This is a genomic window from Actinomycetospora sp., assembly GCF_055612215.1.
Map to the genome: position 1 here is coordinate 1 of NZ_JBVPVA010000958.1, position 5423 is coordinate 5423.

7 protein-coding genes are annotated in these 5423 nt (G+C 76.4%); 5 read left to right on the plus strand and 2 right to left on the minus strand.

The features are described from left to right. The coding region (locus tag AC0CYZ_RS26115) for a DUF4232 domain-containing protein (protein ID WP_472220778.1) at positions 1-653 on the plus strand (653 nt) is incomplete at its 5' end. On the opposite strand, the gene radA is transcribed toward AC0CYZ_RS26115, so the two are convergent. Together radA and AC0CYZ_RS26125 are read right to left on the minus strand one after the other, a co-directional pair. Beyond that, the gene (gene radA, locus AC0CYZ_RS26120) at positions 650-2062 is read right to left on the minus strand and encodes a DNA repair protein RadA (protein WP_472220780.1); all 1413 of its coding nucleotides are present in this window, start codon (positions 2060-2062) and stop codon (positions 650-652) included. The two genes, AC0CYZ_RS26115 and radA, sit on opposite strands and share 4 nt — an antisense overlap. A 104-nt stretch (positions 2063-2166) precedes the next feature. After that, positions 2167-2718: a copper chaperone PCu(A)C domain-containing protein gene (locus AC0CYZ_RS26125; RefSeq protein WP_472220782.1), complete on the minus strand. Its 552-nt coding sequence runs from the start codon at positions 2716-2718 to the stop codon at positions 2167-2169. A 280-nt stretch (positions 2719-2998) separates the two neighbouring features. On the opposite strand from AC0CYZ_RS26125, the gene AC0CYZ_RS26130 reads away from it, so the two are divergent. From AC0CYZ_RS26130 to AC0CYZ_RS26145, 4 genes are all read left to right on the plus strand, one after another. Further along, a complete protein-coding gene (locus AC0CYZ_RS26130; protein WP_116707106.1) occupies positions 2999-3481 on the plus strand; it encodes a CarD family transcriptional regulator in 483 nt (160 codons plus the stop codon). 14 nt (positions 3482-3495) lie between these two features. Then, the gene (gene ispD, locus AC0CYZ_RS26135) at positions 3496-4209 is read left to right on the plus strand and encodes a 2-C-methyl-D-erythritol 4-phosphate cytidylyltransferase (protein WP_472220784.1); all 714 of its coding nucleotides are present in this window, start codon (positions 3496-3498) and stop codon (positions 4207-4209) included. Then, a complete protein-coding gene (ispF, locus tag AC0CYZ_RS26140) occupies positions 4206-4670 on the plus strand; it encodes a 2-C-methyl-D-erythritol 2,4-cyclodiphosphate synthase (protein ID WP_472220786.1) in 465 nt (154 codons plus the stop codon). Before ispD ends, ispF begins: the two co-directional genes overlap by 4 nt. Positions 4671-4735: 65 nt before the next feature. Further along, a partial coding sequence (locus AC0CYZ_RS26145) for a PPE domain-containing protein (RefSeq protein ID WP_472220788.1) occupies positions 4736-5423 on the plus strand: 688 nt, incomplete at its 3' end.

The window sequence follows — 5423 nt, forward strand, 5'->3', positions numbered from 1 at the left end:
CCGGGCCCGCTCTCCTGCCCTCCGGCGCGGCGTCCCTGCTCGGCCCCGGCGGCCTGCCCGGCACGCGTCCCCAGACCGGGACCGGGCCGCTGCCCGGAACGGCCGCGCTCCCCGGCGCCGACTCCGTGTCCGGGTCCGGCCGGCCGGGGATCGTCCCGCCGGGGCCTCCACCCGCCGTCACGCCCGGCCCGGTGCCCGGCGCGAGCGCCACCTCGTCGCCCCCGGCGCCGCCCGCGCCGCCGGCCGCGGCACCCGCCCCGCCGCGCTGCGCCGACGGTGACCTGCGGGTCGCCGCGCGCACCGACAAGCCGCGCTACCCCGTGGGCGACCACCCGCTGTTCAGCCTCGTCATCACCAACACCGGCTCCGCTCCGTGCGTCCGCGACCTGGACGCCGCCCGGCAGGCGATGGCCGTCGTCCGCAAGCCCGGCGACGGGCTGTGGGGCAGCAACGACTGCTCGCCCGCGCACACCGGCGACGTCCGCACGCTCACCCCCGGCCAGGAGGTGGTGTTCACCGTGCGCTGGGGTGGCCGCACCTCGGCGCCGGGCTGCAGCGGCGACCGCACCGTCGTCCCGCCCGGGGACTACCAGCTCCTCACGCGGCTCGACGGCACCGTCAGCGCCCCCGCCCGCTTCACGCTCACCCCCTAGCGCTTCTCCCGCGCCAGCCCGACCGCGGCCAGCGCACCGTCGAGATCGTCGACCTGCACCAGCTCGAGGCCCTTCGGCGCGACGATGCCGGGCCCGAACGGGACGACCGCCTTCGGTACGCCCAGCCGGGCGGCCTCGGCCAGCCGCCGGTCCGTCGCGGGCACCCGGCGGATCTCGCCGGTCAGGCCCACCTCGCCGATGACGACCACGCCGTAGGGCAGCGGCGCCTTCCGGTACGACGAGGCGACGGCGAGCGCGATCGCGAGATCGGCCGCCGGCTCGCGCAGCTTCATCCCGCCCACGGTCGCGGCGAACACGTCCTGCTGGGCGAACGTGAAGCCGGTGCACCGCTGCTGCAGCACCGCGAGGATCTTCAGGACGCGGTTGGCGTCGAGGTCGGAGACCGTGCGGCGGGCGGGCGCGTCGGAGCCGACCCCCGACACCAGGCCCTGCACCTCGGCCATCAGCGGCCGCTTGCCCTCCATCGCGACCGTGACCGCCTGACCCGGCACCGTGCCCGTCATCGTCCCGACGAAGAGACCCGACGGGTCGGTGACCTCGTGGATGCCGCCGTCGAACATCTCGAAGCAGCCCACCTCGTCGGCCGGGCCGAAGCGGTTCTTCAGGCCGCGCACCATCCGCAGCGTCGAGTGCCGGTCGCCCTCGAAGGAGAGCACCACGTCGACGAGGTGCTCCAACGTGCGCGGGCCGGCCACCGCGCCGTCCTTCGTGACGTGCCCGATGAGCACGACGGGCAGGTCGCGCTGCTTGGCCAGCGCCACCAGCGCGCTCGTGACCGCGCGCACCTGGGAGACCCCGCCGGGCGTGCCCTCGATGTCGGGCGACCCGACCGTCTGCACCGAGTCGACCACCAGCAGACCCGGGTCGACCGCCTCGACGTGGGCGGCGACCTCCTCGAGGTCGGCGGTCGCGGAGAGGAACAGGTGCGGCTCGACGGCCCCGGTGCGCTCGGCCCGCAGCCGCACCTGGCCTGCGGACTCCTCGCCGGTGACGTAGAGGACCGTGCCGCCGCCCCGTGCCCGCTGCGCGGCGACCTCGAGCAGCAGCGTCGACTTGCCCACCCCGGGCTCGCCGGCGAGCAGGATCACCGCGCCGGGCACGAGGCCGCCGCCGAGCACGCGGTCGAGCTCGCCGACCCCGGTCGGCCGCGACACCACGGTCTCCAGCCCGACCTCGGTGATCGACCGGACCGGGCTCGCCGGGCGGGGGGCGGCTCGCGGCGCCCCGCCGGGCACCCCGACCGTGACGCCCGGCGGCAGGCCCTCCTCGACCGTGCCCCAGCCGCCGCAGCCCGGGCAGCGCCCGACCCATTTCGCGGCGGCCTGCCCGCACGCCGTGCACTCGAACGGCCGCCGGGCCTTGGACGAGGAGCCAGCCTTCGTGGTCACGCGCCGGAGACTAGGCCTGCTCCCCGACAGCGTGGGTGCGCTCCGCGCTCGTGAGCACTGTCCGTGTCCCAGGCCGGAACAGTGCTCACGGGGCCGGAGGCCACCTACGAGTTCGGCACCGGGTTCGTCGTCTGCAGCGACACCGGCAGGGTGACCGAGCCGGAGCGGGCGAACGTGAAGGTCACCGGGTAGGTCGGGCCGGCGTGGAGGACCTGGCCGACGCCCGAGGCCGTGAGGCGCATCGTGCCGGTGGGCTGGGCCGGCGAGGGCGGGCCGACCGGCCCGGGCGCCGAGCCGACGATCCGCGTCGCGTCGTTGCCCGGGATCGTCGAGGTGCCCTCGCTGCGGACCTGCGCGAAGTAGGGGCTCGACACGGAGACCAGCTGGTCGTCGCCGAGGCCCTGGTTCACCAGCGTGCCGGCGAGGGTGATCGTGGCGCCGGCGGGCACGACGACCTGCGGGCCGGGGTCCAGCGTGATGTCCCGCAGCAGGATCTGGCCGGTCTGGCCCTCGGACCCCGAGACGGAGGAGACCGTCGTGTCCGTCTGCGTCACCGCACCGGCGCTGCAGCCGGAGAGGACGAGCGCGGCGGCGCCGAGGAGGGTCGCGGCGAGCAACGCCGTGCGGCGCGGACGTCCCGTCGGTCGGCGGGTCATGGCGCGGGTCCTCCTGGGCGCGGCGGGGGTCGGACGGCGACACCTTAGCCCCCGCGTGCCCGCGCGGCCGTGCGCGCTGTCGGACCCGTTCGGCCGTCCGGGTGGTGCCGTGGAGCCCGACCGGGCGCGCGTCCGGGGTCGCCGAGGACCCTCCCGACCTCGGGAAGCATGGCGATCGCTCACTTGTCAACCCCCTGACCTGCGAAGACGGGCTGGTCCCCCTCCGTGGACTCGTGCCGGACGTGTTAACCTGGGAGCAGCGAAAGGGGCTAGGGGACACATGGTTTTCAAGGTCGGCGAGACCGTCGTCTACCCGCACCACGGTGCCGCTCTCATCGAGGCGATCGAGACCCGGACGATCAAGGGCGAGGAGAAGAAGTACCTCGTCCTCAAGGTTGCCCAGGGCGACCTGACCGTCCGGGTTCCCGCGGACAACGCGGAGATCGTCGGTGTTCGCGACGTGGTCGGCCAGGAGGGCCTGGACCGGGTGTTCGAGGTGCTTCGCGCCCCGCACACCGAAGAGCCGACCAACTGGTCGCGCCGGTACAAGGCCAACCTCGAGAAGCTCGCGTCGGGTGACGTGAACAAGGTGGCCGAGGTCGTGCGCGACCTCTGGCGCCGGGAGAAGGACCGGGGCCTGTCGGCCGGTGAGAAGCGCATGCTCGCCAAGGCGCGCCAGATCCTGGTGAGCGAGCTCGCGCTCGCCGAGGGCACCGACGAGGTGGCGGCGGAGTCGCTCCTCGACCAGGTGCTCGCTTCCTGACCCCACCCTCCACGGTGTCCTCGCGGCGCGTCGTCGCGATCGTGCCCGCGGCCGGGTCGGGCGAACGGCTCGGTGCCGGGCGCCCGAAGGCCTTGGTCCCGGTCGCGGGCGAGCCCATGGTGGTCCGCGCCGTCGACGGCCTGCTCTCCAGCGGGGCCGTCGACGACGTCGTCGTGGTCGCCCCGGCGAGCCACGTCGACGCGATGGCGTCGGTGCTGCCCGCGCGTGCCCGGGTCGTCCCGGGTGGCGCGGACCGCGTGGCGTCCGTCGCGCTGGGGCTGGCCGCGGTCGACGACGCGGACGTGGTGCTGGTCCACGACGCGGCACGGTGCCTGTGTCCCGGTGCCGTGGCGCAGGCGGTCGTCGCAGCGGTCCGGGACGGCCACGGGGCCGTCATCCCGGCCCTGCCGATCGCCGACACCGTGCGTCGGGTCGACCCCGGAGGCCGGGTCGTCGGGCCCGTCGACCGGACGGGGCTGCTCGCGGTGCAGACGCCCCAGGGCTTCCGGCCCGACGTGCTGCGCCGGGCCCACGAGGCCGCACTGGGCTCGTCGGCGGCGGCCCGGGCGACCGACGACGCGGGCCTCGTCGAGGCCGTCGGCGGCGAGGTCGTCACCGTGCCGGGTGACCCCCGTGCGTTCAAGATCACAACGCCGCTCGACCTCGCGATGGCCGAGGCGCTCCTCGGCACGACGGCTCCCTTGGCCGGCGCGGTGGGCGACCCGTGAGGGTGGGCATCGGCACCGACGTGCACCCGCTCGCCGACGACGTCCCCTGCTGGGTCGCCGGACTGCTCTGGGAGGGCGTCCCGGGCTGTGCCGGGCACTCAGACGGCGACGTCGCCGCCCACGCGCTCTGCGACGCCGTCCTCTCCGCCGCCGGGCTGGGCGACGTCGGCGCGGTGTTCGGCACCGGACGCCCCGAGTGGGCGGGGGCGTCCGGGGTGCGGCTCCTCGGTGAGGTCCGCCGGCTCGTCGTCGACGACGGGTGGGCGCTCGGCAACGCCGCGGTGCAGGTGATCGGGAACCGGCCGAAGATCGGGACCCGCCGCGACGAGGCCCAGCGGGTGCTCTCCGAGGCGCTCGGCGGCCCGGTCGCGGTCTCGGGCACCACCTCCGACGGCCTCGGCCTCACCGGCCGCGGCGAGGGCCTGGCCGCCGTCGCCACCGCCCTGCTCCTGCCGGCCTGAGTTCTCCCGAACCGCCCCCGTCGTGCGCGGCGTTGTGCTTGCCTGCCGTGGGAGGGGAGGCCGGCGTGTTCGACGTGAACTGGGAGGCGCGGTCGCACGCCGAGATCTGGTCGCAGCTGCAGGGCGGCGGGGCGGGGTTCTCCGAGGCGGGCGGCGCGTGGAACCAGTTGGCGTCGCGGCTGCGGCAGGTCGCCGGGTCCGTCGAGCAGGCGACGCAGGGCATCGCAGCGACGCGCAGCGGGGCGGCGGCCGACGCGGCACGCGGCGCGGTCGGGCCGATGGGCGCCTGGGCGGACGAGGCGCGGGCGTTCAGCGACGCGGTCGGGTCGGTCTCCCACGAGCAGTCGCGGGCGCTCACGAGCACACGAGCGGCCGTCCCGCCGCCCGGCCCGCCGACGGAGCGCGCTCCCGTCACGCGCATGACCTGGGAGGAGGTCGGCGGCCTCGCGGCGGTGGACGCCGACCGCGCGGAGCGCGCCTCGCTCGACGCCGAGCGGGCGGCCCGGGCGGCGATGGCGCGCTACCAGGACGCCAGCGCCCTGCGGTCGTCGTCGCTGCCCCAGTTCGCGGCGCCACCCGGTGGCGCGCCGCAGGTCAGCCTCGTCGCCGGCGGCGCGACGGCGGGTGGAGCAGGTCCGGGGGTCGCGATGCCCGGCGGATCGGGCGGTGGCGGCACGGCGGGCTCCGGCGGGCCGGTTCCGGGCACGACGACGACGGCGGCGGGCAGCGCCGCGGGAACCAGAGCGGGCGGCA

Excerpts from the sequence above, each read along its gene's own strand:
- AC0CYZ_RS26130 (WP_116707106.1), top strand. The coding sequence starts at position 2,999 with ATGGTTTTCAAGGTCGGCGAGACCGTCGTCTACCCGCACCACGGTGCC.
- AC0CYZ_RS26125 (WP_472220782.1), bottom strand. The coding sequence starts at position 2,718 with ATGACCCGCCGACCGACGGGACGTCCGCGCCGCACGGCGTTGCTCGCC.